The sequence below is a fragment of the Streptomyces sp. ISL-12 genome, assembly GCF_018614415.1.
Lineage (GTDB): Bacteria > Actinomycetota > Actinomycetes > Streptomycetales > Streptomycetaceae > Streptomyces.
Genome location: NZ_JAGGOO010000011.1, coordinates 77,543 through 102,735 on the forward strand (window position 1 = coordinate 77,543; position 25,193 = coordinate 102,735).

General features: G+C 71.2%; 19 protein-coding genes and 2 pseudogenes. 9 read left to right on the plus strand and 12 right to left on the minus strand.

The features are described from left to right. Position 1 precedes the first annotated feature (1 nt). The 6 genes and pseudogenes from J7I94_RS03400 to J7I94_RS03425 form a co-directional block, all read right to left on the minus strand. Positions 2–403 (minus strand): DUF6009 family protein, encoded by a 402-nt coding sequence (locus tag J7I94_RS03400; protein WP_190078343.1) that lies wholly within the window; start codon positions 401–403, stop codon positions 2–4. After that, entirely contained in the window at positions 400–1,923 is a 1,524-nt protein-coding gene (locus J7I94_RS03405) for a phage/plasmid primase, P4 family (RefSeq protein ID WP_190078342.1), read from the minus strand. The genes J7I94_RS03400 and J7I94_RS03405 overlap by 4 nt, the downstream gene beginning before the upstream one ends. Further along, positions 1,920–3,029, minus strand: a complete 1,110-nt coding sequence (locus tag J7I94_RS03410; protein ID WP_215164962.1) for a bifunctional DNA primase/polymerase — start codon at positions 3,027–3,029, stop codon at positions 1,920–1,922. Before J7I94_RS03410 ends, J7I94_RS03405 begins: the two co-directional genes overlap by 4 nt. A gap of 1,021 nt (positions 3,030–4,050) precedes the next feature. Continuing rightward, a pseudogene (locus tag J7I94_RS03415) lies at positions 4,051–4,313 on the minus strand (hypothetical protein); the annotation flags it as partial. Positions 4,314–4,464: 151 nt separating this feature from the next. Then, positions 4,465–5,022 carry an XRE family transcriptional regulator gene (locus tag J7I94_RS03420; RefSeq protein WP_215164963.1) on the minus strand — a complete coding sequence of 186 codons (558 nt, stop codon included), beginning with the start codon at positions 5,020–5,022 and terminating at the stop codon, positions 4,465–4,467. A gap of 12 nt (positions 5,023–5,034) precedes the next feature. Then, on the minus strand, positions 5,035–7,296 hold the full coding sequence (locus tag J7I94_RS03425) for a helix-turn-helix transcriptional regulator (RefSeq protein WP_215164964.1): 2,262 nt from the start codon (positions 7,294–7,296) through the stop codon (positions 5,035–5,037). Positions 7,297–7,454: 158 nt separating this feature from the next. Between J7I94_RS03425 and J7I94_RS03430 the strand changes: the two genes are divergently transcribed. After that, entirely contained in the window at positions 7,455–9,281 is a 1,827-nt protein-coding gene (locus tag J7I94_RS03430; protein ID WP_308114484.1) for a zeta toxin family protein, read from the plus strand. Here J7I94_RS03430 and J7I94_RS03435 read toward each other — a convergent pair. Next, on the minus strand, positions 9,245–9,514 hold the full coding sequence (locus J7I94_RS03435; protein WP_215164965.1) for a hypothetical protein: 270 nt from the start codon (positions 9,512–9,514) through the stop codon (positions 9,245–9,247). The genes J7I94_RS03430 and J7I94_RS03435 overlap by 37 nt on opposite strands. A 194-nt stretch (positions 9,515–9,708) precedes the next feature. Here J7I94_RS03435 and J7I94_RS03440 point away from each other — a divergent pair, with 194 nt between their 5' ends. Continuing rightward, positions 9,709–12,384 carry an ATP/GTP-binding protein gene (locus tag J7I94_RS03440; RefSeq protein WP_215164966.1) on the plus strand — a complete coding sequence of 892 codons (2,676 nt, stop codon included), beginning with the start codon at positions 9,709–9,711 and terminating at the stop codon, positions 12,382–12,384. Between the two features lie 13 nt (positions 12,385–12,397). Here J7I94_RS03440 and J7I94_RS03445 read toward each other — a convergent pair whose 3' ends face one another. Both J7I94_RS03445 and J7I94_RS03450 read right to left on the minus strand, forming a co-directional pair. Then, entirely contained in the window at positions 12,398–12,778 is a 381-nt protein-coding gene (locus J7I94_RS03445) for a hypothetical protein (RefSeq protein WP_215164967.1), read from the minus strand. Beyond that, positions 12,775–13,032, minus strand: a complete 258-nt coding sequence (locus J7I94_RS03450) for a hypothetical protein (protein ID WP_215164968.1) — start codon at positions 13,030–13,032, stop codon at positions 12,775–12,777. The genes J7I94_RS03445 and J7I94_RS03450 overlap by 4 nt, the downstream gene beginning before the upstream one ends. 279 nt (positions 13,033–13,311) lie before the next feature. Between J7I94_RS03450 and J7I94_RS03455 the strand changes: the two genes are divergently transcribed. Then, a complete protein-coding gene (locus J7I94_RS03455; protein ID WP_215164969.1) occupies positions 13,312–13,596 on the plus strand; it encodes a transposase in 285 nt (94 codons plus the stop codon). Positions 13,597–13,686: 90 nt separating this feature from the next. On the opposite strand, the gene J7I94_RS03460 is transcribed toward J7I94_RS03455, so the two are convergent. Then, positions 13,687–14,115 (minus strand): hypothetical protein, encoded by a 429-nt coding sequence (locus J7I94_RS03460; RefSeq protein WP_215164971.1) that lies wholly within the window; start codon positions 14,113–14,115, stop codon positions 13,687–13,689. A gap of 32 nt (positions 14,116–14,147) precedes the next feature. Beyond that, a complete protein-coding gene (locus tag J7I94_RS39310; protein ID WP_215164972.1) occupies positions 14,148–15,080 on the minus strand; it encodes a helix-turn-helix transcriptional regulator in 933 nt (310 codons plus the stop codon). Between the two features lie 1,328 nt (positions 15,081–16,408). Here J7I94_RS39310 and mycP point away from each other — a divergent pair. Continuing rightward, entirely contained in the window at positions 16,409–17,818 is a 1,410-nt protein-coding gene (gene mycP / locus J7I94_RS03470; protein ID WP_215164974.1) for a type VII secretion-associated serine protease mycosin, read from the plus strand. A 406-nt stretch (positions 17,819–18,224) separates the two neighbouring features. Here mycP and J7I94_RS03475 read toward each other — a convergent pair whose 3' ends face one another. Further along, positions 18,225–19,649 (minus strand): transcriptional regulator, encoded by a 1,425-nt coding sequence (locus tag J7I94_RS03475; protein ID WP_251074582.1) that lies wholly within the window; start codon positions 19,647–19,649, stop codon positions 18,225–18,227. A gap of 455 nt (positions 19,650–20,104) precedes the next feature. Between J7I94_RS03475 and J7I94_RS38945 the strand changes: the two genes are divergently transcribed. The 5 genes and pseudogenes from J7I94_RS38945 to J7I94_RS03495 all read left to right on the plus strand — a co-directional run. Next, positions 20,105–20,236, plus strand: coding sequence for a hypothetical protein (locus tag J7I94_RS38945; RefSeq protein WP_285442402.1), 132 nt, complete (start codon positions 20,105–20,107; stop codon positions 20,234–20,236). A 91-nt stretch (positions 20,237–20,327) separates the two neighbouring features. Next, positions 20,328–22,085, plus strand: a complete 1,758-nt coding sequence (locus tag J7I94_RS03480) for an asparagine synthase-related protein (protein WP_215164976.1) — start codon at positions 20,328–20,330, stop codon at positions 22,083–22,085. Next, positions 22,085–22,810, plus strand: coding sequence for a lasso peptide biosynthesis B2 protein (locus J7I94_RS03485; RefSeq protein ID WP_215164977.1), 726 nt, complete (start codon positions 22,085–22,087; stop codon positions 22,808–22,810). The genes J7I94_RS03480 and J7I94_RS03485 overlap by 1 nt, the downstream gene beginning before the upstream one ends. 107 nt (positions 22,811–22,917) lie before the next feature. Next, complete coding sequence (locus J7I94_RS03490; RefSeq protein WP_308114485.1) at positions 22,918–24,813, plus strand: ABC transporter ATP-binding protein; 1,896 nt, start codon at positions 22,918–22,920, stop codon at positions 24,811–24,813. A gap of 130 nt (positions 24,814–24,943) precedes the next feature. Beyond that, a pseudogene (locus tag J7I94_RS03495) lies at positions 24,944–25,193 on the plus strand (transposase family protein); the annotation flags it as partial.

The window sequence follows — 25,193 nt, forward strand, 5'->3', positions numbered from 1 at the left end:
GCTAGAGGGGCAGGGTTATGCCGAGTTCCTGCATGGCGTCGGAGGGCGGGCCGCCCTCGGAGCGTTCGGTCTTGTAACCCTTGATCCGAGGCTCCAGGGTGCGAGGGTCGACGGCTTCGGCGGGGGCGCCCGTCGTGTAGAGGCCATCGGGCTCGCTGTCGCGATCGTGGGGCAGGAGCCAGAACACCCGTCGGCGGAAGGTGCCAGAGGCGCGGGAGGGTTTGGCGGTGTTGCCGAGGACGGCGTAGCCGACCATGCGGCCGTCGCGGTGGTAGGCGGGCTTGCCCTTGCGGGTCGGGAGGCGGTCCAGGCTCTGGCGGACGTAGTCGAGGTTGTCGACGTTCTCTAGCCAGACCAGGTCGGTCTCGTGGCTGATCTCGTCCTCGGTGATCAGGGAGCTCATGCGGTTGCTTCCCTCTCCTGGTCGGCGAGCAGGCCGATGCCTGGGTAGTACTTGCGCTGGTTGGACGTCATCATCTGCTTCGGTGAGGCCAGTCCCACCAGTTCCCGCGTGCGGGCGGCGAACGCGCGGGAGGACAGGGCGGGTGCCCCTTCATTCTGGCACCACGCCTTGTAGTGGCTGTAGAGGCCGGTCTGCTCGGCACGCAGGTCGGGGGCGAGGGTGCAGCATTCCTCGTAGTAGCGGCCGGTGTGGTCCTCGGTCTCGGCGTAGGCGGTGGTGGCGATGCGGACGCGTTCGGGTCCGGTGAGGTCGCGGGCACCGGCGAGGTAGCGTCGGGCGCCGTCGACGAGCCAGGCCAGGATGCCGGGGCCTTCCTCGGTGACGAGGATGTCGGCCAGGTTGTCGATCTTGCGGTGGTCGGGGACGGTGTTCTCAAAGGGGATCAGGCGCATGCGGCGCCAGAACGCGAAGCCGCCGGTGCCGACCTCGGGGCGGTGGTTGCCGACCAGAAGAAGTTTGTGGGTAGGCGTGAAGCTGAAGAAGTCCTGGCGCATGCGGCGGGCTTTGATGCGGTCGCCGCCGGTGAGGAGTTTGACGCGGGCCTCGTCGAACTTGTCGCCGGGGTTGACCTCGCTGCAGACGATGACGCGCCGGCCGTGGAGTTCGGCAAGGTCGGTGGGGTGCCCTTCGTAGGGGCGGGCCATCAGGAAGCCGGGTGGTGCGGCGTCGGCGTAGTCGCCGAGGAGTTTCATCAGGACGTCAAGGAGGACGGACTTGCCGTTCTTCCCGGCGCCGAAAAGGAAGGGCAGAACCTGGCCGCCGACGTCTCCCGTCACGGCGTACCCGAGCACCAACTGCAGGTAGCCGATCATTTCGGTGCCTTCGGCGTCGGTGCCGAAGGTGTCGGTCAGGAAGCGGCTCCAGCGGGGGGTCTGCGCGGGCCGGGGGCCGACGGTGGTGGAGCGGGAATGGAAGTCCTTGTTGGGGTCAGGGGTTCTGAGCAGGCCGCTGCGCAGGTCGACGATGCCGTCGGGAGTGCAGAGGGCGTAGGGATCGGCGTCCAGGCGGGTGGCGTTGAGGACCATGCCAGGGGCTGATCGGGCCTGGGTGAGCATGGCATTGATGCCGGCGGTGGACAGGGCGCGGCGCCGGTGTCGGGCGAGGGCTGTTGTGGTGAACCGCCCGTAGGGATCATGGGTGGCGATGCTCTCGGCGAGGTCGCCGGCAGCCCACAGGACGGTGTCGTCCTCGTCGATCTGCCAGCGGGTGGTGTCCCAGCGGTACCAGCCGATGCCGGGGACGTGCCGGAAGTCCTGGGCGTAGAGCTTGACGAACAGTTTGGCGTTGCCGCGGTCGGTGAGGGTGTCGGGCAGCAGTCCGTCCGGGGTGGCCTGCGGAAGGGATGCGGCGGGGGCCGTGGGCTGGGTGGGCAGCGGGATTTGGGGTTGGCTGCGAATCTGTTCGGCGACGGCCTTGGCGTCGAAGTCGAACAGAGTGTTGTCATTGCCCGGGGAGGTCATCGGCGGCGTCCGGGATTCAGGGGGCGCCTGAGCCCGGCGGCAAGGCCGCTGCGGATGATCTGTTCGGCCCGGCGGTCCTGTCCGGGGCGGGCGGTGGCCGCTGTTTCGGTCAGGGCGCGTTCGGCGCTTTCCTGGGTGAGGCGGCCGGCAGCGACGAGTCCGCCGAGGGTGTAGGCGGCGCGGTTGAGGGTGTCGGAGAACCCTGCGCCTTCGGAGACCTGGGCGCAGGCGGCTACCGGGGCAAGGACGGCGGCGAGGAGCCGGTCAGTGTCGGCGCCGCCGCCTGCGGCGAGGACGGCCTGTCTGGCGCGGGGCGGAACCGGCCGGGGGGCGGGGACGCTCGGGGCAGGCAGATGGCCGGTTCGTTCGAGTTCCTGCGCCAGCCAGCCCGGCAGGACGGCGGGCTGCCTGACTTCACCGAGGACCTTGTAGGTGCCTGCACTGGTGGTGGTGCCGGGAGCAATGATGTAACCGCCGTGGGCGCGCACGTCGACTTGCCAGGCCAGAGCGCGGCCCTGACTGGAGCCGGCGGAGCATTGCCAGCGCCGGGGGTCACCGGCCCGGTACCACACGTGCATGCCGCCGGAAGGGGTGCGGACGCGCAGCGTGGTGGTGTCCTCGGCCGGGCTGGGCATGCCGCGCAGGGCGGCGAGGACAGCGATGGTGTGGAAGCCCGTGGAGATGCCGGTCAGGTCGACGTGGTCGCCGATCGGGATGCCGGGTAGGAGGCGGTCCCGGGCGGGGGGCTGGGCTTCGTGGGCGTCAATGTCGATGACGACCAGGCCTGCGGGGCCGCAGGCGACACCGACGCCGAACTCCGGGTGCTTGCTCCACCAGTGGTCGATGCGACGCTGGTCAAGGGTGGCGGCGTGGAATCCGTGGCACCAGCGGCCGGCAGACAGACAGGCACAGCCTGCGGCGGTGTGCCCGGGGGTCCGGCAGTCCCGGCAGTTCGAGGCTGGTGTCTTGCGTCCTGCTGCGAGTGGGTGGACCGGCCAGCCGAGGCGAGCACACCACTGCGCTGTAGCCAGCGAATGGCCAGCGACTGAAGCACGGAGGGCAGCGGACGCTGAGTCGCTGGCAGAGATCTGCAGCTCAGCGGACATGCTCACCCCCTGGTAGCGACCGAAGCGACTCAACGACGGACATACCTTAGCGAACGCAGCAGGGAGGCGATGAGGAACTCGGGCCCGTGTCGATAAACGGTCTGGCACCGGAGGTGATGAGCGACCCACCGGGCGAGTCAGCGACTGGAGCCTCTTCAGTCGCTGACTCGCCTGTTTCAGTAAAACGCCAGGTCAGCGCGCAGACAGGGCCACGCACAGCGACTGAAGCGACCGAATCTTTCTATATATGACGCACACGCGCGCACAGGAATGGCTTCATATACCCCGAACTTGAGTCGCTTCGGTCGCTTCAGTCGCTCTAGTGCCCTGCTGAGCTGCGGTTTCGCAGCGTCAGAGCGCAGCGACCGACGACCCCCTCAATCGCTGCGCTTCCGTCGCTGGCTGCCACGCGGAAGCGACCGAGACGATCAGAGCGACCGAAGCGACTCTCCTTCCAACAGGTATGGCTGTTCATCTGAGGCCTTGCAGCCTTCTCCGTCCGTTGGTCGCTTCAGTCGCTTCAGGTCCCCTTCGCCCGCGACAACGTCACCGTTCCCGGGGAACGTCACGGACAGCCGTGGGCGTGCACGACGATCTGCGGTACTTCGAAGCGGCAGGCGAGGCCCACCGACGCGTGACTACGCGGAGCGCGATCTCAGTCTCAACTTCGGTTCATCCACTACCTCGAACTGGCGTCCGGGGTTCACAAGGAGGTCACCCTGCCCGTGCCGGCCGCCTTCGAGGCGGCGAGGAGCGCGTACGAAACCGCCCGCCGACTCGCAGCGTGAACGCCGACGTGTACTTCGACTGCAGGCTGCAAGCGTGCTCGCGTTTCGGTGGTGCGGCGCAAACAGCAGCAAGAGCAGCCGGGCAGGCAGCGGCCGCTACGCGATGAGGCTGCCCGCGCTGCGCCCGCGTGCCGACCGCGCCGTGCGAATGCTGCGCTGCCTTCGCAACCACCATGCAGCATCTGGGCAGCACGACCCAGGAGAGTGAGCAGCCAGTGGCAGCGGGAGGTTGATACAAAGGCCACGACCACCACGGTCTTCAACGCCGTCACCCAGTACACAAGCCGGACGCGCTCCACGTCGCGACGTACTGGCGCAGCTGCGGCCCGCGGCTGTCGCTGGGGAGAGGCTCTCCAACGTCGGGGTCGACGGAGATGACGACCAGGGCGCGGTCCAGCCCGTGCAGCTCGGCTTTGCTGGTGATGGCGTCCAGCTGCTTGGCGGCGGAGTCGGAGAACGCGCCCCGGGCGCGGCGCGGACCGTGCGGTGCAGGCATCAGGTGACAGCTGGGCGCTGGGCGGCGAGCCGGGTGAGGTGGGCCTCGCGCAGCTCCTTCCACGGCGTGCAGTCATCCACCGGGGGGAGGCCGTTGAGAGCGGGCCCGGACCGTGTCGGTCCGGGCCCGCGGGCTGTTCGGGGCGCGGCTGCTACAGGTCGAACTCGAGGTGTTCGATGTCCGTGAACCGGACCTCCTCCAGGCTGCCGGCGCGGCGGCCGCTGTCCTGGAAGTAGACCTCCTTGAGGGCTTCGGCAGCGATCTCCTGGAGCTGCTGGTCGGTGGCGCCGGCGTCCTGGGCGTCGAAGAGGCGCCCGGCGTACTGCGGGGGCAGGGCGACGGTCAGGTGCCGGATGCGGTCCTGGTCCGTCGACCCGATCGGCGCGGTGTAGCCCATGCGGGCGCGGGTGTCGATGACGATGCCGCCGGTCGTCGCCGCCCGCTCCTTGGCCTTGGCACGGATCTGCGGCTGCCACCGCTTTTTCACCTCGCGCTCCAGGCGGGCGGCGAGGTCCGGGCGGGGCTTTTTGATCTGGTCCTTCACGTACCGCTCGACGGTGCGCTGGGAGATCCGCAGCATCTGGGCGACCGCCTTGGTGCCCTTGAGCTGCTTGACCAGGTACCGCATCTGCGCGCCCGCGCTCTTGGGCGCCGGGCGGGTGAACGCCTTCTGCAACGCGGCTTCCAGGCCGTCCCCGAACAGGCTCATCGTCACCTTCTCCTACTCTCCGTTGTCGACGTCGGTGACGGTGCCGTCCTTGATGTACCGGGCGAGGTTGAGCTCGGGGGCGTTGAACCGCTCGCGGACTTCCTCTCCCCACAGGACGGTCTGGGTGCCCTCGTGCTTGACCAGGCCGGGGTTGATGCCGAGCTTGAAGCCGCCGGGCAGAGGCTTGCCGTCGCGGTAGGGCAGGAAGTCCAGCGGGCTGGTGCCGTTGGCTGCGTAGACGACGCAGTCGGACAGGACCGCAACTGGGTACTGGCCGGTGAAGGCGGCGTGCTTGACGATCTTGCGGTGCAGGTTGATGCGGGTGCGGGAGATGACTGCCGCGCGGATGTCCGGCCGCCACGTCGGGCGGGACAGGGCCCGCCACGGCTGCCCGGGCTTCCAGCCCTCGCCGCGCGGGCGCTCTCGCAGCTTGCCCAGGCCACCCTTGACCGTCGCCTTGATCGCAGAGACGACGATCGCCAGCCCCAGGTCACGCTCCTTGTAGCCGTCCATCGCGGCGAGGAAGTCCTCCGGCGACAGGTCGGCATCGACGCCGAGGTCGGCCATAGTGGCGAGGTAGGCGTCACGCAGCCGCTGGTACCAGCCGTCCAGGTAGCGGCCGTTCTCGTAGCGCACCCACGCCTTGATCGGGCGCACCTCGTAGCCGAGCTCCACCGCGTAGGCGACGGTGGGCGTCGCGTACCAGGCCGGGCCGTCGGGCCGCTCGCCCTTCGGCGTGAACGGGGAGGGCAGCAGGCTGCCGTCCAGCTCCACCCACTCCTTGCCGACCTTCACGCGGGACAAGTCCACGTGGGACAGGTCGACCAGCCAGGAGCCGGGCAGCTTCGGGTCGAACACCGGGGCCTTGACGTGCGTTGCCTCACCGAGGCCGACGGTCAATCCGTTGGCGCCGGCGGCGAAGGCCATGTTGACGTCGATGCCGACCAGGTGCCGCAGGGTGCACTCCGCGTCGGTCATCGGCCGCGCCCAGTCGTACGCCTCCTCGAACAGCTTCTCGCCGGGGCCGCGCACGTGGAAGCGGGGCAGGTCCTTGAGGACGGGGTGGCCGTCGGGGACCTCGCACGGCGGCCAGTTCATCGGGTCGATGGCGTCCTTGCCGAGCGAGCCGGGGTTGTGCTCGGAGTGCCGCTTGCCGTCGGCGTCCGGCTCGGAGGCGCGGGTCGGCGGGTGCAGGGCGGTCATCAGCTCCAGGCCGGTCACGGCGGTGGAGCCGCGCGGCGTCATCACCCGGGAGGCGTACACGCCCAGGACGCGGGCGAGCTCGGCGGGCGGGAGCTGCCCGGCCCCGCCCCAGTGCCGGGTGTCCAGCGCGTTCCAGGAGGTGATGCACAGCTGCACGCAGGCCCGCTCCGAACCGGTGGCGGGACGGTAGATCCGCGCCCACGGGCCGAAGCCGCGCTTGGTCAGCTTCCACTCCGCGCGCGCGAGCTGCTTGATGACCTTGTGGCCCTCCGGGATCCGCCCGGCGTGCTTCTCCTCTTCCGTGAGCGTGACGGGCAGGCCGTAACGCTCCAGCGCGGCCTCGGTGAGCACGAGCAGCGGGTCGGCGTCCTTGCCCGGCCCGGCGAGCTTCGGCTGACCGAGCTTGGCCTCGCGCAGCGTCCAGTCGACCAGGGCCGGGATGGACTTGGCGGGCACGTCCAGGACCAGGCCGCCGACGCAGTACGCCAGTACCTTCCCGTCCTCGACGTCGACGACCGCGAGCGGACCGTTCTCGAACCGCGGGTCGGTGCCGCCCGCCGGGGTGCCAGCCGGGGCCGCCTTCTTCGCACCCGGACGGCGCGACGTCGACGACGTCCTGGTGGTGCGCGCCGGACGGGACGCGGCCACCGGAGCAGCGGCAACGGGAGCAGGGGCAGGGGCAGGGGCAGGGGTCTTGGTGTTCTCGGTTTCAGTCATGGCCGCAGCCTCGGACGCCTGGCCTGTGGACAGAGTCCGCGCTTCCGCCGTGGCGGGTGCGGCGGTGAACGTGGCCGGCACCGGCGCGTCCTGAACCGGCGCGGCAGCGGCGTCGGCGGGGTAGAGCTCCGCGAGCTTGTCCAGCAGCCGGGCGTAGGCGTCGCGCTCCGGCGGGCGGGGCTCGGTCTTCCCGTTTTCCCAGCCCGACACCGTCGCCCGGCGCACCTTCAGCGCCGTGGCCACTTCGTCGATCGTCAGGCCGTGCGAGGCACGCAGCCGCTTGCGCTCTGTCGGCGGCGGCAGCTTGGCGCGGGACGCGACCAGCGCGTCGACCGCGTCGAACAACTCGGACATGGAACACCTCCTGGCCAATACCCTAGCACGTGAACCGTACAAATCGCGTACGAATCACGTACAAAACTCGTTCTTTTCGTGTACGCCTGCTATGTTGACCTTGAAATGCGAACGGCTCTGCTCGGTCCCGAGGTGGGCTCTAACGGCATGGAGGACTGGTGGGGGAAGGCATTCTGGAGGCGTTGTCCGAGTCAGAGAGCCGCCAGGTGCTGGAACAGGTGATCATTCCGGCGGCCACGACGGGAGCCGTGCGCCAGTCCCGTCCGGTTGCTGTGGTTGTCGCCGGCCAGCCGGGCGCAGGGAAGACCGCCATCGCCGATCTCGTTCAGGCGGCTCTGGACCGCCGGGGCGGCGCCGTACGGATCTGCCGCGACCTCTACAAGGCGGCGCACCGCCGGTACACAGAGCTGCTGACCGCCGATGTCCGCACCGCTGGCGTCCAGGTGCGCCCAGACACGAGCCGCTGGCAGGCCGCGGTCGAAGATTACGTACGCGCCTGCGGCTTCGACGCGGTCATCGAGTCGGCCCTCGCCGATCCGCAGGAGTTCCGGGCGTCGTGGTACGCGTACCGCCGCTCCCGGCACCGGATCGAGGTGGTCGCGGTCGCGACGGCCGAGGCGTGGAGCCAGCTCGGGCTTGTGGACCGCTTCTTGTCCGAGGCGATTCGGGGAGGCGGCCGGTACGTGTCATGGGAGAACCACGACACCTGCGCCCAGCAGCTGCTGGCGACACTGGCGGTCATCGAGGCCGAGTACCTGGCCGACCGCGTCACCGTTGTACGGCGCGATGGCGCCGTGCTGTACGACAACGAGCTCGTCGACGGCAGCTGGCGGCGTCGGCCAGCGGCCGGGCGGGCGGTGGCGTACGAGCGCTCCCGGCCCTGGAGCGCCCAGGAGACCGCCCTCTTCCGCCGGGACCTCGCCCGGACCGATCAGCGGCTGCACCGCGAGCTCGACTGCGAGGACCGGCGCCTGGCCGTCCAGCGGGACGTCGAACGCGCTGCCGCGCTCGCCGAGCCCGTACGGCGCATCGCCCAGTCCCGACGGCGAGCGCCCGGCGTCGACTACCACCGCCTCTCCGCCGACGAGCACCGCTGGGTCTTCGACGAGCTGATCGCCCCGTCGTACCTGAGCGGCATCATCACCCGGCCCGATCCGCGCGCCGTCTATGTGCTGGGGCAGCCCGGGGCGGGCAAGCTCCTGGCCGCGAGGATGGTGCGGCGCGCGATGCGGCCGGGCACGACTCATCTGATCGGCGACGACTTCAAAGCCCAGCACCCGGACTACCTGCGGCTGCTGCGTGAGGACCCCCGCCGGGCCGGAGCGGCGATTCGGGCGGACTACCGGGCGTGGTTCACCCAGGCCGAGCAGTACGTGCGGGAGCGGCGTGGTGACGTCCTGATCGAGGGCGCGCCGGGCAGCGTCGAGGAGCTGTTCGACAGCGCACTGCCGTACGCGGCCAGCGGCTACCTGGTCGAGCTTGTGGTCCTGGCCGTCCGCGAGGCCGACAGCCGTCAGGCCACCGCGCTGCGCTACGCCCGGTCCCTGCAGATCGGCCTCACCCCCAGGTTCACCACGCGGTCGGGGCACCGGACCTGCTTCCACGCGCTCACCGATGTCGTCACCGCCGCCGAGCGCCATCCGGCGATCACCGCGATCACGGTGATCCGGCGGGACGGCCGCGCCCTGCTGCGTCACGAGGCCGGCGGCGCCGGGAGGGCATCATGGGCCCTGGCGGCGGAACGGGCACGCCCGTACACCGAGCAGGAGGCCGCCGCGTTCTTCCGCCTCCACCACGGTCTGCGGCGAGCGCTCCCCCGGCACCGTGACGAACTGGAGGAGATGGTCGCACTCGCCCGCCCGCTGATGCCGCCCGGGATGCAGCCGGCCCGGATCGACCGGCCGCACCCCTCCCTGTGGCCTCTGCCCGTCCCGTTCCAAGGAGCGGCCTACGACGCGTCGAGGTCCTTCAGCCGGGCCGCGTAGACCTCCTTGATCCGGGCCGCTTCGTCCGGGTCGGCGGTCACAAGCTGCTGCTGGTCGGCGAGCGCGGCCTGACGGCCGGCCCGCAGCTCCTCGATCCGCTCCTCATCGAGCACCGGGGAACCCTGTTCGGCGAGGAGCTGATCGTTGTACCAGCTCACCACCGCCCGCACGGCGTCCGCGGCCTGCGCCTCGACGCCGCCCTCCAGACCGGAGAAGTCGGGGCTGTCGGACATGGCTACCACCTTCGTGTTGATCTTGCTGGGAAACGGTCATTGTCCCCTGGCCGATTCCGGTGGCACCCCGCCGCGACGCGCCGCGTCCGCGTACGGAATGCCTTCGCGCTCTCCGGCGTCCGGGGAATGCTTCCCCAAAGGGCCGCACACCGGCATAGGTTGGCCCGAGGTGATCATCGAATCGGGAGTTGAACGTGGCAGGTCGGGATCTCAGGGCGCTGTTCAGCACGAACGACCGCGGCCTGGAGGCCGGAGAAGCGTTCACCAACCGCCAGATGCAATGGGAGCTCGTCGCCGCCGCGCTCAGCGAGCACCTGCGGCACACCGCCGATGCGGCCTTCGACGTGGAGGACCTGGAGGCGCCGCGCGACAACGTGCTCGCGTTCCACGGGGTCGGCGGCATCGGCAAGACGACGCTGTCCCGCAAGCTGGAGGCCGCACTGGCCAGTACCGACCGGCCCGCGCAGTGGGGCGAACCCACCTGGGCCAGGACGCGGATCCTGCCCGTCCGGATCGACCTGTCCCGCTCAGCCGGCACCGACTTCGAGCAGCTTGTCCTGACGATCCGGGCCGCCCTCAGCACGCTCGGCCGCCCACTGCCCGCCTTCGACGTGGCGCTGCGCCGGTACTGGGAGGCGCAGCACCCGGGCGAGAGTCTGGAGGAGTACCTGCGCCGCGGCGGACTGGTCGGCCGGTTCGGCAAGGCCATGCCGCAGCAGATGCAGTCCGCCATGGCCGATGTCGCCCAGGCCCTCCTTCTGCCCGGCAGCATCGGAACCGCAGTCGGCCAGGTGACCGGCTCCCTCGTACGGGCGCTGCGGGAGCGCAGGCAGACCGTACGCGCGCTTGCCGGCTGCGCCCGGCTCGCCGACCTGCTGGAGGCCGAGCCCGATGTAGAGGCGCTGTCCTTCTACCCGCACCTGCTGGCGTGGGAGCTCGCCCACCTCCCGGCCGACAAGCGCGTCACGCCGGTGATCCTGCTGGACACCTTCGAGGACGTCGGCGACCGCACCCACCGCGACCTGGAGCGCCTCATCCAGCGGGTGGTGTGGCTCATGCCGAACGCCTTCTTCATCGTCACCGGCCGCTCGCGCCTGCAGTGGACCGACCCGGCCCTGCAGGGGCAGCTCGACTACACCGGGCCGATCGCCTGGCCCGGCCTGACCGCACCCGCCTCCGCGATCCCGGCCGCACGGGCAGCAGGCGCCGCACGAGGGCGCGGGCGGCAAGTGCTGGTCGGGGACTTCTCACCCGAGGACTGCGACGACTACCTCGCCCGCCGGCTCTCCCGCGACGGACAGCCGCTCATCAGCACCGAGATCCGCCAGGTCATCACCGGCCGGTCCCACGGCCTGCCCCTCTACCTCGACCTGTCGGTGCTCCGCTTCCTGGAGATCCGCCGCACCCGCGAGCCGGTCCCGTCCGACTTCAACCACGACTTCGGCGCCCTGATCGCCCGCACCCTGTCCGACCTCACCCCCGACGAACGCCACGTCCTGAGGTCGGTGTCCTTGCTGGACGCCTTCGACCTCACCCTCGCCACCGCCGCCGCCGGCCTGCCGCACCAGGCACCGGTCCAACGACTGATCGAGCGGCCGTTCGTCCGAGAGAACGTCTTCGGGCTGTGGCCCTACCACCTGCACGGTCTGATCCGCTCCACCATCCGCAGCGCCGACGACGCCACCGACGACCGCTGGACGGAGGGCGACTGGCAGCAGGCCGCCGAGCGTGCTCTGGCGGCCCTCGGCACCCAGTGGAGCGGCGCCGGTACCACCGGCCAGAGCCGGATGCTGCTCGTCGGCTGCCTGCGACAGGGCCTCACCCTGGCCAGGGACTTCGGCCTCGAGCTGGGCTGGCTCGGCGACGCCGCCTGGGCCTACGTCAGCGACTCCGTGTGGGAGCCGATCGCCCCGCCCGCCCGGCCGGGCAGCGACGGCCTGGAGACGCCGGCCGACGCCCTCGTCGAACTCCTCGCCGCCCTCGCCCGCCGCCAGCACGAGCACCGCTCCGTCACCGCCTCCCGCCTCGCCGCCGTCACCAGCAGCCACTTGCTCCCCGCCGACCTGCACGAGATGGGCGTCTACTACCTCGCCAAGGCCCACCGCGACCTCGGCGACTCCACCGCCTCCCGCCACGGGATGCAGCTCGTCGCCGACGGCGGCGGCCGCCTCGCCCCCGCCGCCCACCGCGGCCTGGCCCACCTCGCCCGCCTCGCCGGCGACTTCCCCACCGCGTACGACACCGCCCGTACCCTGGGCTGGGCCGGACGCCAGCACCGCGTCGAAGGCGACGTCCTGTGGCCCCACGGCGACATGGACCGCGCGGCCGCCGCCTACGCCGCCGCCCGCGACCAGGCCGAGCAGCACGGCGTCGCCGGGGAACGCGCTACCAGCCAAGCCCAGCGTGCCCTCGTAGCGGCCTTCACCGACCCCGCCGTCGCGGACGACGAGCTCCACCTCGCCGAGCAGTTCCTCACCGGCCTGGACCTGCGTGCCACCAGCCTCACCGTGCGGATTGCCGCGCTCGTCCGCGACGCCGGCACGCCGGGCGGCCCCGAAGCCGCCCGCGACCTCCGCGCCGAGACCCGCGACGCCGGCATCACCGCGGCCGAAGCCGTCCTGGAACTGGCGCTCGCCTTCCACCACGCCGTCCTCGGCGAGCAGGACAAGGTCCGTGCCGCCATCGACCGCCTGCGCGAACTCGCCCGAACCGGCGACTACGCCTACTACGCCGACATCGCCCACTACATGGGCGACCTGCCCCTGCCCGGCCCCTCCCGCACACGCTGGCTCGACGGGGCCGACGCCGTCCGCGCCCGATGGCATCGCCTTGTCCGGAGCCGCCGTGCCCACCTCGGCGCCGACGGGTGATCCGGTTTCTGACTCAGGGTGTCAGGTCGAGGACGCGGACCGGCTCGCCTGTCCACCGGTCGGGGGCGGCGGTGGCGATGACCGCCCCGTCGGGGCGGTCCGGAGTCGGCTGGGCCGCGTACTGGCAGTGTGCCGCCGCCCAGGTGTCATGCCGGGCCACGGCCAGAGCGGCCGGGAGGTCCAGGTCGAGCACGGTGATGCCCGGCAGCGCGGCCAGGTGTTCCGCCGTCCCGGGCCGGGCGCGGTCGGCTTCGACCAGCGCGCACGCAGGGGCGTACAGGTACCAGCCGGCCTGGACGTGCGCGCGGTGGATGAGACGGGAAGCGAGAACGTTGCCCTGGCCGGCCGCGGCCATGGCGGTGTCGTCCAGGACGATGTGCACGGCATCGCTCACCGGGCGGCCGCCCGGGCCAGGCGCCGGTCCAGCTCGCTGTCGAGGTCCTGTTCCTCGGCGAGGGTAAGTGCGTAGCCGTTCCACTCCTTCAGCGCGGCCCTGGCCTGCTCGGCCCGCGCGGCCCGCTCGTCCGGGGTGAGGAGCGTTTCGGCCAGGCGGGCCAGGTAGGCGCGCAGCGACATTCCCTCCGCCGCCGCGATGGCAGCCAGCCGGTCGCGGGCTTCCTCGGGAATGCGGACATTGGCGTCTGGCATCATCGGGCTCCCTCCACACTGGACAGGGTACGGGTACGTACCCGTACCCATGCTAAGACGGTGTGTCGAATCCAGCCACACGCCTGTTGTATGGCTGGAACCAGTGCCATGCTTCCACCAGTGGTAGTCCCCAATCCAAGAGGACAACCTGGCTCACCAAGACGCTTGGCGCGAGCCGCGCCGTCCCTCCCGGCCTCCCCACGGGAGGGCCGACGGCTGTCCGGCGCCCCCGCCGTGGATATCACACGAGGGGAACTCAGCCTGAGACTGAGCGCCTGAATGCGCCAGTGCCGCTACCGCAGCGAAGAGAAGGACCACGTCCAGCACGTTCTGACCGCCATCGCGGTCAACCTCGAACGCATCGGCGTCCACCTCCCGCCGGCACCCGCCCGACAGCCCCGGAACCCGACCGCTCTCCAGGGCTTCCTCGACTGGCAGCACATCCCCCGGCCCCGGTCCTGGCGCGTCGCCACCCACCCCGCAGCCGGCCCCGGCCGGTGCCCGCTGCCGTCCTGTCTGCTCGGTCGGGCGCGTTGCCGGGGGCGCGGTCATCGCTGGCGTTGACGACATCCCCCTCGCCCTGCTCTTCACCGGCCGCCCCGCAGGTACCCGGCGCGGCCGGATCCTGCGGGGCGGCCATCGGGCCTGAGCCCATCAGGCGGCGCGAGACGCTGACGGGCGGGGTGGAGTCCTGGGGCAGGCGGGCTGGCGGGTGCGGCGGGCGGCGGCCAGGAGTGCGGTGACCCGGGCGGGGTCGGTGCCGGTGATGGTGGCGATGCGGTCGATGCTCAGGCGGAGTTCGTCATGGAGGAGTGCGGTGTCCTCGGCTGGGGTTGGGGCGCGGCCGGCGCGGCGGGCGACGGCCCGGGTGTGCTCGCTCCAGGCCCAGGCGGAGGGGTGCTGCTCGGCCATGATGCGGGTCCAGTTGCTGGCGATGAGGTCGAAGAGCTGGGTGACGCTGAGCCGGGCTTCCTCTAGCGGGAGGCGGGCGGCGGCGTAGGCGTGGTAGGCCGGGCGGTGCAGGTCGCAGAAGGCGTAGAAGGCGGTGGTGAGCAGAGTCGGAGCGGGCGGTGCGGGTTTCATGGTCCTTTCCCCCGGGGTGGTGGGCAGACAGGTCAGTTGAAGGTGGTGGGGCCGTTCTCGGCGGCCTTCTGGGCGCGGCGCCACAGGGGCCGGGCGATGTTGGGCAGGCTCTGCAGGGCGAAGGCGAGCCGCTCGATCACCGGCCAGTCGGGCACGCCGGGGCCGTGCAGCGCACGGCGGAAGTCGGCGGCGCTGAGGGTGTGCTGGGCGGCGGCGAGGACGATGCCGGGTTCGGGTGAGCCGGCCGCGTAGTGCAGGCCCCGCAGATAGGTGCGCAGGTACTCGACCGGATCGTCGGCGTCGGAGGGCTGCACGTCGGCGGCTGCGTGCCACAGCGGCTTCATCGACTCCGGGTCGGCCCCGCACACCTCGCAGATGATCCTGACGTACTTCCAGGACAGGTCGCGCTGGCCGGAGAGCATGCGGGAGACGTAGGACTCGTCGACGCCCATCTCCGCGGCGAGTTCCCGCTGGCGCCGTCCGGAGCCGTTGCGCATCAGGGTGAGGGCACAGGCCAGGCGCTGACCGGGCTGGCGCAGGATCGGGGTGCCGGCGGCGGTCGCGCTGCTGGGGGCGGCAGCGACGGGCATGGGCCGGCTGCGGTTGGTCAGGGCGCGGTCGACGGAGAGCGGGTTGTATTTCTTGCGCAGCCGGTCCTCGGTGCGCTTGGCGATCGGTGCGAGGTCGGCCAGTGGCGCGCCCTGGGAGCGTTGGCGGACGACGACGACTCCGATCGCCTCGTCGACCACCTCCCGGAGGTCGACGAGGCGCTGGAGGAGGTCTGCGTTGGACAGGGTGCCGCTGTAGGTGCCGAGCAGCAGTGCCTCGGAGTGCACGGTGCAGTCCTCGGCGATGTCGCGCAGGGCTTCGGTGCAGCGGCTGGCGCGGGCGGCATCGGCCGACGGTACGGAGCGCGCGGGACGCGGGGCGGCGTCCGCCTTCTGGGTGCGTGATTGAGGGGGCACGGAGCCTCTTTCGGGGTGGCTGGACGGGTATCTGTACCGCCCGTCCGGCCACGGGCGGCCGGACACGGCGGGAGACGGTGGGGCGCGAGCGGTGACTCGCGCCCCACCGGCGGTCAGATCAGTGGCGGTAAATCCACTGGTGAACCAGCACAGACCCGTGAGCAGCCGTCAGAAAAAGGGCAACGAGGGGCAGCGCCTGCGCAGACTGAACGTGCGGGATCACGGCCAGAGGAAGGCCGAACACCGCGATGGGCAGGCTTCTGCGGAGCATGACAGCCTTGACATGCCATACCGGGGTTTGAGCCGGGCACGGTGACGGGATGATACGTTCGCGACTCGTTTTCCGCGCAATTGCAGCTGCCGTTGCGGGAAAACGCGTTCGGCGTCGGTGTAGCGGCATCGGAGACCTCCTGTGTCCCGGTGTTGCGGGCTGACGTTGGAAGCGACAAGACCCCGGCGCGCGGGCTACCAACCATCGGTGCCGGGGTCTTTGCCGTCCGGCAGAAAGTGCCGGGAGCAGGACCGTACTACCTTGCGCATTTTCTCGGTGCCGGAAAGTAGCGTCGTGGGTATGGGTACCTGCCGACACCAGCACGATCACACCCAAAAGTTATTGACCGCTTGCGACGAGAGATGATCAGAAGCTGTCATCGAAATAGGGCATGTCGGATGAATCTGCGAATCTGAGTACGCCAGCGCACAGTTCCGTATCCCCTCCTACGCCTGTTACGCGCCCCCGCTCAGCCCTCGAAGATCCACAAGCGTGTCAACAAAACCAGCGGCGCCAGCCGAACGCGTCCCCCGGACCGGACAAATGGAATACCTTGTTCCGGCCGTCAATATGTCGAGGAGTTCCCGCAGGCCGCTGTTCATGGCGAAGGGGCACCGGACGCAGATCCACAAGTTCTCGGTTGCCGCCCGGCCATCCGTGCGGAGGGGGGACGACTGATCGTGAGGCTTGCCGACATGGTGTGCCCGGTCGAACTGGTGGAGGGCCGGTTCCACGAGGCCCTGTTCGTCCAGTGCCGCAGTGACCACATCGGACTTCCGGGCTGCATGGAGGGGATCGTCACAGCTGCGGCCTGCTCGTGGGTGGACCGGGCCATGTGCGCGCGAACCATCGAGTGCCTGGGTGCGGCGTGTGGCAGCCGTCTGCCGGCTTTGGTGGCCGCGAGGGTAACGAGGACGGCACCGCGTGCTTGCCGCACTCAGGCGGGGACCGGGTGCGGTCGGCTGGATTCGCTCCTGGCGGAGATCACCCAAGTTGTGTGATGTGTGACCGCAAGCCAGTTGGATGCGGCCGGGACGGTCCTGCAACGATGGCCCGCATGACCAACACCCGCGACGGCCAAGGCCCTGACATAACCGATGACGCCTTGCCGGTGAAGATAAAGCGAGAGAGCCATCAGCGAGTGCTGTCCATGACGGGAGCCGTGGCACTGGCGGGAGCCCTGCTGGTCACCACAGCCACCCCCGCGTCAGCGGACTACATCAGAGACCGGCAATGGGCCCTAGAAGCGTTCGCGGCAGAGGATGTCTGGGCTGAGTCCCAGGGCGAGGGCGTCACCGTCGCCGTGATTGACTCAGGCGTCGATCCAAACCATCCGGACATGACCGGCCAGGTACTCGGAGGCAAGGACTTCACCGGCGGCGGCGACGCGCACGAGGACGTCATCGGCCACGGCACCAAAATGGCCAGCATCATCGCCGCCCACGGTCACGGCACGGACAATTCCTCCGGCGTGGTCGGTCTTGCTCCCAGAGCCAAGATTCTGCCGCTGCGCACTCTGCAGACCAGGCAGGACAAAAATCTCGACGAGACCTGGGCAGCTGCCGTCCGGTATGCGGTCGACCACGGCGCGCAAGTGATCAACATGTCGTTCGGGGCCAGCGGGGGATCCGGCACCATCTCGGTCGGACGGGACGCGATCGCCTACGCGCAGGCCCACGACGTCGTGGTGGTGGCCGCTGCGGGTAACGAGGGTATCAACGCCGTCATCGAGCCCGCAGCACTGCCCGGCGTGGTCTCTGTCGGCGCCATCGACGCCCACGCCAACCTCTGGGAAGACTCCAACACCGGCGAGGACCTGGTGCTCACGGCTCCGGGAGTGGACATCGTCGGAGCTAACGCCACCATGGACAACGGCTATGGCGTGGCAAGCGGCACCTCCGAGGCTACGGCCTTCGTCTCGGCCGCCGCCGCCCTGGTCCGCTCCAAACACCCCGGCCTCACCGCGGGCCAGGTGATCAATCGTCTGATCAAGTCGGCCACATTTGCCCACCACGAAGGGCTGACGGCTCCTGACGAGGAGTACGGCTACGGCATGGTCCGCCCCTACTCCGCGCTCACCATGGACATTCCCGCAGGACCGGCAGAGAATCCCCTCGGTCAGATGCAGATCGGGTCCGGAAGCGGCGGTGCCCCCAGGCCCACGCCCTCACCGGCCTCGGCCGCGGAGACGCAGCCCTCCTTCCGCAGCAGCCTCATCATCGCCGGCGCCAGTGGCGTGGCAGTGCTACTGGCCGTCGCGGCCGTGATTTTCGCAGTGAGCCGCCGCCGCAACCGCGGCAATGCCCTCGGCAAAACTCCGGGCTACGGCACGGTCCAGCCCCCTCAGCCGCCAATCGGTCACCCGCCCTACCCGGGTCCCGGCACGCCGCAGACCTACCCCGTACCTCCCGGACCGGCCCCGCAGCACCCGCACTACACCCAGCAACGCCCGCCCCAGGAGCGGTGAAGGAGGGCGACGGCTGTCTTAGCTGAGGGCGGGGCGTTCGGCCCTCAGCAGCAGGAGATCTCATGCCGTCAGGGCACATACTGCAGGACATCCCTCAGGCCCGGCCGGCCGGGCCGCGCCCGTCAGGGTCTGCCGCAACTGCCCGGACACCCCCTTGTTGAGGCTCGCTGGCATTCGTTCCCACGTCTGGCCTACACAGCCACAGGGGTCCGTCCCTGGAGCACATGACTGCCGCGGCTGTAGGTAAGGATCTTGCGGGTCTCCAGGATCACGGTGTCCGAGACACCGAATGTCTCCTGCAGCTCCGTCAGCGACGGATGCGCTGACCAGGCTTGAGCATCCGTCAGCGACCTGGTCGCGCAGCTCTTGGGCGACGCGCCGGTAGGCCGTTTGCTCGTCTCCCACGTCACCCTGCGGTGGCCAGGTGCTCACGGATCTGCTCCCGCAGTTCTCGCCCAGGGGTTGCCCCGGAGAACGGCTCGGCCTCCGCGTACAGCTCACCGAGTCGGTCGGTGACGCGGCGGGAGCGGACGGTACCGAGCATCTGCAGGCAGTGCGTGGTCTCTTCGGAGGCCGCGTCGGCATCGCCGGCGGCGAGGTGGGTGCGTGCGAGGCCGAGATGGTCGAAGGCCCGGCTGCGCTGGCGGTGGTCGGGCCGTGCGGTGAGGGCGGCGCCCACGAGGTCCGTGGAGCGACGGACGTGCCGGGTGCGTGCTGTGCCGTGCTCGAGGTGCGTGGCGGCGATCTGATGCGCCATGCCCAAGGTGGCATGCAGCTCGGCCGCGTCGAAGAAGGCCATGTGGGGGTCTTCGTCGGCAGGGTTGACCCGGTCGAAGGCGGTGAGGGCGCGGTCGGCAGCCGTTTCGCTGTCGTCGATGTGGCCGAGGATCGCCTGGAAGCGGGCTTCCAGCGCGGCGAGCATCGAGGTGGTGGCGGGTGAGAGGTGCCGCCGGGCGCCGTACTGGGCGAGGGCCACGAGGTCGAGGGCGTCGTCGACGTGGCCGAGGTGGGACATCTGCCGGGCCATGCACTGCAGGATGTGGGCGCCCAGTCGTTTGTCGCCGCCCTCTGCGGCGGCGTGGAGGGCGGCCACGAAGGTGCGCTGGGCGCTGGCGTGGTGTCCTGCGTCGAACAGCATCCAGGCGGCGACGCCGGCCAGGTCGCCGGCGGCGGAGAACAGGGCAGCGCCGACGGCTTCGGTGTAGGTGTCGGTTTTCAGATGGGACAGGACGGTGTCGGTCTGGGCGAGGACGGCGGTGGGGGCCAGGACACCGCCGTGGCGGTTGTCGAGGTCTCGGAAGGTGGTGGTGATCTGGCGGATCCCCTCGACGTCGGACATGCCGATCCGCCTGCCGGCTTCTGGCGTGGCGTCCTGGGCGGGAGTGGTGCGGGGGAAGGCCCATTCCTGCAGCGGGGCGAGGAGCTGGTCGCCGGTCGTGATGCGGGTGGCCTCGGGGCCGGTTCGGGTGTCGGGCAGCATCATGTGGCTCCGGGTGATCTGGGTGAGAGCGGCGAGAGCGGCGGCGCGAGTCCATGGGGTGCGCGGGCCGACTGGCTCGCCTTCGCCGGGCATTCCCACATCGGCGAAGGTGAGGTCCAAGCCGCTGGCGGCGCTGATGACTTCCACGATCAGGCGTGGCACAGGATCGCGCGGTAGGGATCCCTTCAGCCACGCCCGTACTCGGCTCTCGTCGGTGCCCAGTCCGGTGACGCCTTGCTCGGCTCCTCGCGCGGTGACGAGGCGGGCGAGCTTCTTGTTGGAGAGGTTGCACCGGCGCATCCAGTACGCCAGCGAGGCGTTCGGCTGCTGATGGAGCGGCGGCCTGCCCATCGGTGTGCCTCCATGGCCACGGCGGACCAACCAGGATAAGACTCCACCTCCAAGTCGCCCAGTGGGTTGGGTGATTCGCCGTAAAGCGCCGCCCAGGCGCTTGGCCGGCGCCGAGGCAACGGTGCTCGGCGTCCGGGCCGAGTGCCGCCGTTCACCGGCCCGGCACCGGCTCCCGCACGGCCGTTCGGGGCGCTGTGATGGGAGTGCGCCGGACAGCCCGGCGCGATGGATCCGGAGGACCGCCCCATGCAGCAGGAACAGCAGTGCCTCCCCGTGCTGCACACGGAGGACATCGACGCGGTGACGCTCGGCCGCGACCAGGACGGGTACCGCGAGGGCGCGGTCGAGTGGTACGCGCTCTGACCGCTCGTCCTGCGCTGAGCACGTCCGTACCACTGCACCACCGGCTGCGCCGCCCGGCGCCGGCCGTCGCAACGGACACGAAGGGAACCCCCATGAACACGACCACCGAGCACGCCCCGGCCGTCCCGCAGCTGCCGGTCCTGGCGTCGGCCGACGTCGACACCGTGACCCTGGGCAGCCAGAACTTCAACGACTCCGACAAGTCGAACTACTTCGAGAACTGACCGGCCGACAGCTGGAGGTTCTGGGGCGGCGCGGTGACCATGCCACGCCGCCCCAGGCGTATCCGGCAGGCAGCGAAGAGGAATGGACGCGATGGAAGAAGCGGAGTGGTTGGCAGGGGGTGCCTTCGACGCCCCTGCGGGCACCGCGCGGACGGCTGGGGTGTGGCACCCGTCCGACGCGGACGTACGGATGGTGACGCGAGGGGCGGTCACCGCCGTGGTGGCTGGGGCATGCCGGGGCAGCGACACCGAGATCGCCTGTGTCGCCGGCGCGGTGGCCAGGGGACAGTTCGAGGACATCAGGGCCTTGGGCGGCTCGTACTGGATGGCCGTCCACGACCCTGATGCGCGGCGCACGGTCGTGGCCGGCGACCTCGCCGAGGGGCGCGGCCTGTTCACCGCTCGGACCGGCCGCGGGCCTGTCTGGGCGACCGGGGCGGGACTGCTGGCGGCACAGCTCGGCCGCGGCCCGGACCTGGAGCTGCTGACGGCCCGGGTCGTGCTGGGGTCGGCGGAGCACTGGCCGCAGCGTTCGGTGTGGACGGGCATCGAGCGGGTGCCCGGCGGACACGCCCTGGTCCTCCAGGACGGCACCGCGCGCACCGTGGACATCCGGCCACGCCCGGACGGACGGACGCTGGGAGAGGGCGCCGGGGACGTCGGTGCCGCCTTGTGGGCGGCGGCGCAGGGCTACGCCCGCGCGGCGGGGCCGCGGGTCAGCGCGGATCTGTCCGGCGGCCTGGACTCCTCGACGGTCGTCATCGCGGCTGCTGCGGTGAGCCAGATCGTGGCGGTCACCTACGGAGGCCCGCTCGCCGACGGCACGGACACGGACCTGGCGCGGCGGGTCGCCCAGTACGTGGGCGCCGAGCACCACATCAGCAGCGGCGGGTCCACGACCGCCCACTTCTCCCGCTGGCCCACTGCGCTCCCGCACGCGCCGGTGCTGCCCGTCTCGTCGTACCCGCTGGACGCCGACTACCTGCCGCCGGCACGCGGGGTCGCCGCCGTCCACCTGACGGGGCACGGCGGCGATGTCGTGCTGGAGTCCTCGACGGCCGCATGGACCGCGCTCGCCCAGGACGGGCAGACCCGGCGAGCGCGGGCAGCCGTGACCGCGCTGGCCCGCCGGGTCAACACCGGGCCCGGCCCACTGTGGCGCGCGGTGAAGACGGCCGCGCGGGGACGCCCGTACGAGATGTCCCGGGCAGCGGAGGCAGTCGCGACCGGACACACCTTCCGCGACGGGCTCCGGGTGTGGACGTGGTGTCCCGTCGGCGGGGCAGTGAAGTGGCTCACCCCGTACGGGCGGCAGGTGCTCGCCGCGATGCTCGACGATTCCGGGCGCACGATCGGGGAGGTGAACGCCGGCGAGTGGGACGACTGGAGCGCGCTGCGCTACAACGGCTCCGCCATGCGCGACAGCGCGCCTCTGTTCGCCGAGCACGGCCCGCGCCAGGTCAGCCCGTTTCTGGACAACGAGGTCGTGACGGCGTGCCTGCGGATCGGCGCGGGCGAGCGGCGCCGGCCGGACGTCTACAAGCCGCTGCTCGGCCTGGCACGCCCGGATCTGCCGCACTGGCTGACGAGCCGCCAGTCCAAGGGGCATTTCACGCCGCTGCTGTACGAGGGCCTGCGCGCCCGTCGGCAGGAGCTGCGCGAGGTGATCGACGCCAGCGTGCTCGTCTCCGGCGGGCTCATCGACGCCGCGGCCGTGCACACGGCGCTGGACGCGGCGACCGCGGGCGTCGGCCGGCCGCCGCTGCCCGCGCTGGAGGCGTTCTTCATCACCTCCTGGTGGCTCGCGCGCACCATGGACCCGCTCGCTGTGCCGGGAGGTCTTCGGTGATGCTGCTCGTTCCGCCCGGCGTGCACCGGGCCGCCCTCGGCGACGGCGCCGTCGCCGTTTTGAACACGGCCAACGGCACGTGGCAGTGGATGAACACAGCCACGGAGCGGATCTGGTCGGCGGCCCTGTCCGGCACAGTGCCGGAGCTGATCCACCAGATGCGGGCGGAGGGGGTTCCCGGCGACGTCGAGCGGATCGTCACCGCCACCATCGGGCAGCTGACGCAGGCGGGGCTCCTCACCGGCTCCGGCCGCGGTTCGGCCGTCCTGCCGCCGCCGATGCCGGCGGTGACCGCCCCGGCGCCACCATGCGACCAGCCGGGTCTGGCGGTCCGCGTCCTGGCGAGAGCCGGCTTGGTCCTGGCGCTCGGCATGATGCGCCTGCCGATGAGCATCCGCATGCGGCTGCTGGACCTCCTGCGCCACCTGCCGCCGGCACCGCCCACTCTGGCCGCCTCCGCCGCGGCCGCGGTACCGCGGATACGGCCCGCCTGGTGGCCAGGACGGATCGCGTGCATGGAGGTGTCGCTGGCCACCGTTGTGACGATCGCGCTGCGCGGCCGACGCGCGCACTGGGTCATCGGATCGCGGCGCATGCCGAACGAGGCCCACGCCTGGGTATGGACGCCCGCCGGCGCGCTGGGCCTGTCCGGCCGAGACGCCGACGACCCCCGCCGCCCCTGGGTCGGGGTCGCCGTCACACCTCCCATTCACCCGAACAAGTGAAACAAGGGGCGCAAAACTGACGCACCCGGCGGCCCACCTGCCCTCCCCGGCAGGGGGCCGCACAAACCCGCGTGCCGGACAGCGGGCGACACCCCTACACCAGACGGGTGACCGCACACCCCACACCCGCCGCAGCCGGTCCCGCACCGATCATGCGGTACGCCGAAGACCAGCGCGAAGAGGCCCTCGGCCTGGCCGCCACCGCACGCCGCCTGCCCTCCGTCCTGGCCCGCACCATGCGCCTGGCCTGGCACGCCGACCGCCGGGCCCTGACCGGCATGCTCGCCGCGCAGGCGGCAGCCGCCGTCCTGGCTGCGCTCGCCCTCACCGCCACCACCGCCCTGATCACACACGTCCTGGACGCGGCCGCCGCCTACGGCCGCGGTGAACCCACCGGCCCCGCCCTGCGCGGCGCCCTCGCGCCGGCCGCCCGGGTGGCCGCCGCGCTCGCCGGGGCCGCGCTCGCCAACACCGCCGCCCGCGCCGCCGCCGCCCGCCTCAGCCCCCGCGTCTTCCGCGAAGCCGACCTGCGCGTCCTCAACGCCGCAGCCGACGTGGAACTGATCGCCTACGAACACCCCGGATTCGAGGACCGGCTCGACGCCGCAGGCAAGGGCGCCGAGTCCGCCCGCGACCTCGTCCTCGACGTCCAGAGCTCCATCTCCGTCCTGGCACAACTCGTCGCCGTCGCCGCCGTCATCGCCACCCTCGACCCCCTCCTCATGACCCTGCTGGTGCTGACGGCCGCACCCCGCGCGTATGCCTCGCTGCGCGCCGCGCGCCTGGAACACGCGGCAGCCACCGCCGCCCGCTCCGACTCACGCCTGCGCCAGACGCTGCGCGGCTACAGCACCACCCGCAACACCGCAGCCGAAATCCGCGCCGCCGGCATGGGCGGCTTCCTGTCCCTCCGCTACCGGCAGGTCTCCGACCGGCTGGAAGCCGAAGCACTCACGGCAGCAGTGCGCGGCCTACGCGTCCAGCTCGCCGGCGACGCCATCTCCGCGCTCGCCCTCGCCGGCACCTTCGCCGCCCTGGCCGCGCTCGTCACCGCCGGACGCCTGGAAGCGGCCGGGGCCGGTACCGCGCTGTTTGCGCTGCGCACCGCGACCGCATCACTGACCACGCTGACCTGCTCCGCCGCGCGCGTCTTCCGTACCGGCCTGTTCCTGGACGACTGGGCCGCCTTCCTGGACGAAGCGGCCCGGCACCGCACTCACCGCGGCACCCGCCCCCTGCCGCACGACGCACCCCAGATCATCAGCGCCCGCAGCCTGACCTTCTCCTACCCCGGCAGCAACCACCCGGCCGTCGACAGCGTCGACCTGGACCTGAAGAAGGGAGAAACCGTCGCGCTCGTCGGAGAGAACGGCTCGGGCAAAACCACCCTCGTCCACCTGCTCACCGGCCTGTACCTGCCCGACGCCGGCGAAGTGACCTGGGACGGCATCAACATCGCCGACGCCGCGCCCGCCGACGTGTGGCAGCGCATCGCCATGACCCCGCAGGAGTACACCCGCTGGCCGCTCACCGCCCGCGAGAACATCACCCTCGGCACCCCCAGCGAACGCGGCGACGCCGCCGTCTTCGACGCCGCCCGCGCCAGCGGAGCCGACACCGTTCTCGGCACCCTCCCCAACGGCCTGGACACCTCCCTCGCCCGCTCCTGGTGGGGCGGACACGACCTCTCTGGCGGGCAGTGGCAGCGCATCGCGCTCGCCCGCTCCTTCCACGCCGACGCCGCCGTGCACATCCTGGACGAGCCCACCGCCGCCCTCGACGCCCGCGCCGAGCGCCAGGTCTTCGACCAGTTCCGCGAACTCGCGGCCGGGCGAACCGCTCTGGTCATCACGCACCGGCTCGCCAACGCCCGCGTCGCCGACCGCATCGTCGTCATGGCCAGCGGGCGGATCGCCGAATCCGGCAGCTACCGGGAACTGCTGGCCAAGCCCGGTGGACTGTTCGCCGAACTCCACCGACTCCAGGACGGCGCGGATCGCTGACATGCAGTCGGCTCTCACGAGGACCCGGCCGCCGGGCCCAGGGGACGGACTGGCGCGCCCTCCGCCGGGACCGTACCGCGCACGACGTCGCGCATGTTCTGCTGAGGCCCCACAACGTACTCTCGCTACTCTCACGGACGCTGGCACCACGTGCTGGGCCGACAAGGGATACCGAGGCGCCTGAGGCACGGTCCGCGTCCCGTACTGGGGACGCTGGGAGACACTCTCCCGAGGTCAGAAGGCCGTCAACCGGCCTCACGCCAAGATCCGGGCCCTGGCCGAGCAAGCCGTCGCCACCCTCAAGGCCTGGCGACTCCTCCGCAAGCTGCGGTGCTCGACCACTCGCGTCACAAGCCTCGTCCGAGCCGTCGTGACCCTGC

Bases quoted from the DNA above. Each gene is read 5' to 3' on its own strand.
- J7I94_RS03400 (WP_190078343.1), bottom strand. From the start codon at position 403: ATGAGCTCCCTGATCACCGAGGACGAGATCAGCCACGAGACCGACCTG.
- J7I94_RS03405 (WP_190078342.1), bottom strand. From the start codon at position 1,923: ATGACCTCCCCGGGCAATGACAACACTCTGTTCGACTTCGACGCCAAG.
- J7I94_RS03410 (WP_215164962.1), bottom strand. From the start codon at position 3,029: ATGTCCGCTGAGCTGCAGATCTCTGCCAGCGACTCAGCGTCCGCTGCC.
- J7I94_RS03420 (WP_215164963.1), bottom strand. From the start codon at position 5,022: ATGAGCCTGTTCGGGGACGGCCTGGAAGCCGCGTTGCAGAAGGCGTTC.
- J7I94_RS03425 (WP_215164964.1), bottom strand. From the start codon at position 7,296: ATGTCCGAGTTGTTCGACGCGGTCGACGCGCTGGTCGCGTCCCGCGCC.
- J7I94_RS03435 (WP_215164965.1), bottom strand. From the start codon at position 9,514: ATGTCCGACAGCCCCGACTTCTCCGGTCTGGAGGGCGGCGTCGAGGCG.
- J7I94_RS03450 (WP_215164968.1), bottom strand. From the start codon at position 13,032: ATGCCAGACGCCAATGTCCGCATTCCCGAGGAAGCCCGCGACCGGCTG.
- J7I94_RS03455 (WP_215164969.1), top strand. From the start codon at position 13,312: ATGCGCCAGTGCCGCTACCGCAGCGAAGAGAAGGACCACGTCCAGCAC.
- J7I94_RS03460 (WP_215164971.1), bottom strand. From the start codon at position 14,115: ATGAAACCCGCACCGCCCGCTCCGACTCTGCTCACCACCGCCTTCTAC.
- mycP (WP_215164974.1), top strand. From the start codon at position 16,409: ATGACCAACACCCGCGACGGCCAAGGCCCTGACATAACCGATGACGCC.
- J7I94_RS03475 (WP_251074582.1), bottom strand. From the start codon at position 19,649: ATGGGCAGGCCGCCGCTCCATCAGCAGCCGAACGCCTCGCTGGCGTAC.
- J7I94_RS38945 (WP_285442402.1), top strand. From the start codon at position 20,105: ATGAACACGACCACCGAGCACGCCCCGGCCGTCCCGCAGCTGCCGGTC.
- J7I94_RS03480 (WP_215164976.1), top strand. From the start codon at position 20,328: ATGGAAGAAGCGGAGTGGTTGGCAGGGGGTGCCTTCGACGCCCCTGCG.
- J7I94_RS03485 (WP_215164977.1), top strand. From the start codon at position 22,085: ATGCTGCTCGTTCCGCCCGGCGTGCACCGGGCCGCCCTCGGCGACGGC.